General features: G+C 74.6%; 3 protein-coding genes. All 3 read left to right on the forward strand.

The window, feature by feature from the left end:
• Nucleotides 1-131: 131 nt before the first annotated feature.
• On the forward strand, nt 132-569 hold the full coding sequence (locus GT045_RS19905; protein ID WP_161290417.1) for a gamma-glutamylcyclotransferase: 438 nt from the start codon (nt 132-134) through the stop codon (nt 567-569).
• A 134-nt stretch (nt 570-703) separates the two neighbouring features.
• On the forward strand, nt 704-1,528 hold the full coding sequence (locus GT045_RS19910) for a purine-nucleoside phosphorylase (RefSeq protein WP_161290415.1): 825 nt from the start codon (nt 704-706) through the stop codon (nt 1,526-1,528).
• An 85-nt stretch (nt 1,529-1,613) separates the two neighbouring features.
• A complete protein-coding gene (locus GT045_RS19915) occupies nt 1,614-3,260 on the forward strand; it encodes a phospho-sugar mutase (RefSeq protein ID WP_161334970.1) in 1,647 nt (548 codons plus the stop codon).
• The last annotated feature ends 265 nt before the right edge of the window (nt 3,261-3,525 follow it).

Raw genomic sequence — 3,525 nt, forward strand, 5'->3', positions numbered from 1 at the left:
CGCCTCGACACCCCACCACCCGAAGGCACCACGAGGACGTCACGCGCTTCGACGTCCCGCCGCCCGAAGGCGCCACCGGGCCGCTCCTGGGGCGCCCGGGGCGCGTGGGGCGGCTGCCGTACCCTCTCCCCATGTCGCTCTATGCCGCGTACGCCGGCAATCTCGACGCGCGCCTGATGTCCCACCGCGCCCCGCACTCCCCGCTGCGCGCCACCGGCTGGCTGAACGGCTGGCGGCTGACCTTCGGCGGCGAGCAGCTGGGCTGGGAGGGCGCGCTGGCGACGATCGTCGAGGACCCGCTGTCCGGGGTCTTCGTCGGCCTGTACGACCTCGCACCCATGGACGAGGAGTCGCTCGACCGGTGGGAGGGCGTGGGCCTCGGCCTCTACCGGCGGACGCGCGTGCGCGTGCACACGCTGGACGGCGAGGAGCCGGCCTGGGCGTACGTCCTCAACGGCTACGAGGGCGGGCTGCCGTCGGCGCGCTACCTGGGCGAGATCGCGGACGCGGCGGAGTCCGCGGGCGCCCCGCACGACTACGTGATGGAACTGCGCAAGCGCCCCTGCTGACCCGGCCCCGCCGCCTCCCCGGCGCTTTTCCTCCCGGTTCGGCCACGGTTTGTGGAAAACGACAAGACAACGAACGCAAACCAGTGGGCTCTGTCATCTACGCGCGTAGGCGAAGAGCGGTTACCCTCGTCGGCGTGAACGCATCTCTTCTTCCGGACGACATCCAGGGCGACCCCTACGCCGCCGCCGACGCCGCCGCCGCGCGCCTGCGCGCCCTCACCGGCGCCGAGACCCACGACGTCGCCCTCGTGATGGGCTCCGGCTGGGCTCCGGCCGTCGACGCCCTGGGCGCACCCGACGCCGAGTTCCAGGTCACCGAGCTGCCCGGCTTCCCGCCGCCGGCGGTCGAGGGGCACGGCGGCAAGGTCCGCTCGTACTCCTTCGGTGACAAGCGCGCCCTGGTCTTCCTGGGCCGCACCCACTACTACGAGGGCCGTGGCGTCGCCGCCGTGGCGCACGGCGTGCGCACCGCCGTCGCCGCCGGCTGCAAGACCATCGTGCTCACCAACGGCTGCGGCGGCCTGCGCGAGGGCATGCGTCCCGGCCAGCCGGTCCTCATCAGCGACCACATCAACCTGACGGCGACCTCCCCGATCGTCGGCGCGAACTTCGTCGACCTGACCGACCTGTACTCCCCGCGCCTGCGCGCCCTGTGCAAGGACATCGACCCCTCCCTGGAGGAGGGCGTCTACGCGCAGTTCCCCGGCCCGCACTACGAGACCCCGGCCGAGATCCGCATGGCCCGTGTCATCGGCGCGGACCTGGTCGGCATGTCCACGGTCCTGGAGGCCATCGCCGCGCGCGAGGCCGGCGCCGAGGTGCTGGGCATCTCACTGGTCACCAACCTGGCCGCGGGCATGACGGGTGAGCCCCTCAACCACGAGGAGGTGCTCCAGGCCGGCCGCGACTCGGCGGCACGGATGGGGCAGCTCCTGGCGCAGGTGCTGGGCAAGCTGTAAGGCGCTCGGAGCCCGTCCGCCCGCCGCCCGACCGGGCTGTGCGGGCGGACGGGCTGATTCGAACACAGGAGAGGTTGATCCCAAGGTGCACGACGATCTCATCGCCCGGGCCAAGGCATGGCTCGCCGAGGACCCGGACCAGGAGACCCGCGACGAGCTGGCCGGGCTGATCGACACCGGTGACGTCACCGAGCTGGCGGACCGCTTCGGCGGCACCCTCCAGTTCGGCACCGCCGGTCTGCGCGGCGAACTGGGCGCCGGCCCCATGCGCATGAACCGCAGCGTCGTGATCCGGGCCGCGGCGGGCCTCGCCGCGTACCTGAAGAAGACCGGGACCCCGCACGGGGACGACACCGCCGGGCTCGTCGTCATCGGCTACGACGCCCGCCACAAGTCCGCCGACTTCGCCCGGGACACCGCCGCCGTGATGACCGGCGCCGGCCTGCGTGCCGCCGTGCTCCCCCGCCCGCTCCCCACTCCCGTGCTGGCCTTCGCCATACGGCACCTGGGCGCGGTCGCCGGTGTGGAGGTCACCGCCAGCCACAACCCGCCCCGGGACAACGGCTACAAGGTCTACCTCGGCGACGGCTCGCAGATCGTCCCGCCCGCCGACGCGGACATCGCCGCCGAGATCGACGCGATCGCCTCCCTGGACGACGTACCGCGCCCGGACGCCGGCTGGGAGATCCTGGACGACTCGGTCCTGGACGCCTACCTGGCCCGTACGGACGCCGTCCTGGACGCCGGCTCCCCGCGCACCGCCCGCACGGTCTACACGGCCATGCACGGTGTCGGCAAGGACGTCCTGCTCGCCGCGTTCGCCCGGGCAGGCTTCCCCGAGCCGGTGCTCGTGGCCGAGCAGGCCGAACCCGACCCGGACTTCCCGACGGTCGCCTTCCCCAACCCGGAGGAGCCGGGCGCGATGGACCTGGCGTTCGCCGCGGCCCGCGCCACCGGACCGGACCTGGTCATCGCCAACGACCCGGACGCCGACCGCTGCGCGGTGGCCGTGCGGGACGGCGGCGACTGGCGGATGCTGCGCGGCGACGAGGTCGGCGCCCTGCTCGCCGCCCACCTGGTCCGGCGCGGTGCCCGGGGCACCTTCGCCGAGTCGATCGTGTCCTCCTCGCTGCTGGGCCGCATCGCCCGGAAGGCGGGGCTGCCGTACGAGGAGACGCTGACCGGCTTCAAGTGGATCGCCCGCGTCGAGGGCCTGCGCTACGGCTACGAGGAGGCCCTCGGCTACTGCGTGGACCCCGAGGGCGTGCGGGACAAGGACGGCATCACCGCCGCCCTGCTGATCACCGAGCTGGCGTCGGCGCTGAAGGAGGAGGGCCGCACCCTCCTCGACCTGCTCGACGACCTGGCCGTGGAGCACGGCCTGCACGCCACCGACCAGCTGTCGGTGCGCGTCCAGGACCTCTCCCTGATCGCGGACGCGATGCGCCGGCTGCGCGAGCAGCCGCCGACCGAGCTGGCGGGCCTGGCCATCACCCGGGCCGAGGACCTCACCCGGGGCACGGACCGGCTGCCGCCCACGGACGGCCTGCGCTACACCCTCGACGGCGCCCGGGTCATCGTCCGCCCGAGCGGCACCGAACCCAAGCTGAAGTGCTACCTGGAGGTCGTCGTGCCGGTGGCCGCGCACGCCGGCCTGCCGGCCGCGCGGGCCCGCGCGGCCGAGCTGCTGGCGGCCGTCAAGCGGGACCTGTCGGCGGCCGCCGGCATCTGAGAGCCCGCCCGCCGGGCACCGGAGGCCACGCGCGCCCCGCCGCCCTTCCGCCGCTGTCACCGCGGAACGGCGGCAGGGGCGTCTCCCGGCCGCAGCCGCCGCCCTCCCGGCGGTCGCCGTCCTCCGCGCCGCCGCCCCGGGACACCCACGAGCCCCCTCCCTGCGCCCCGTCGGCCTTCACCGGCGGGGCGCTCGGCGTGGGGCCGCCACCAGCCCCCGGCAGACCACGGGACAGCACCCCCGCGCCTCACAGGGAGGGCGGGCG

This window comes from Streptomyces sp. SID486 (genome assembly GCF_009865385.1).
Taxonomy (GTDB): domain Bacteria; phylum Actinomycetota; class Actinomycetes; order Streptomycetales; family Streptomycetaceae; genus Streptomyces.

Bases quoted from the DNA above. Each gene is read 5' to 3' on its own strand.
- GT045_RS19905 (WP_161290417.1), top strand. From the start codon at position 132: ATGTCGCTCTATGCCGCGTACGCCGGCAATCTCGACGCGCGCCTGATG.